At 60.1% G+C, this 278-nt stretch carries 1 protein-coding gene; it reads left to right on the plus strand.

Annotated features, from left to right (window positions below; genetic code table 11):
* Positions 1-132: co-chaperone GroES (locus tag ACTFO6_RS18690; protein WP_439935864.1), on the plus strand; the 132-nt coding region annotated here is incomplete at its 5' end.
* Positions 133-278 lie beyond the last annotated feature (146 nt).

Consider the following 278-nt stretch of genomic DNA (forward strand, 5'->3'; position numbering starts at 1 on the left):
CGCCCCCTGGAGGTCAAGGTGGGCGACCGGGTGCTCTTCGGCAAGTATTCGGGCCAGACCGTGAAGGTGGAAGGCGAGGAGCTCCTCGTGATGCGCGAGGAGGACATCATGGGCATCATCGAGAACGGTTAATCGTCCCAATCATCAGAGGAGTTCGCACAACATGGCAGCCAAAGAAGTCAAGTTTCATGAAGCCGCTCGCCATCGCATTGTCGCTGGCGTGAACATTCTCGCCGATGCCGTCAAGGTCACGCTGGGGCCCAAGGGCCGCAACGTGG

The sequence above is a fragment of the Pelomicrobium sp. G1 genome (assembly GCF_051905455.1).
Taxonomy (GTDB): domain Bacteria; phylum Pseudomonadota; class Gammaproteobacteria; order Burkholderiales; family UBA6910; genus Pelomicrobium.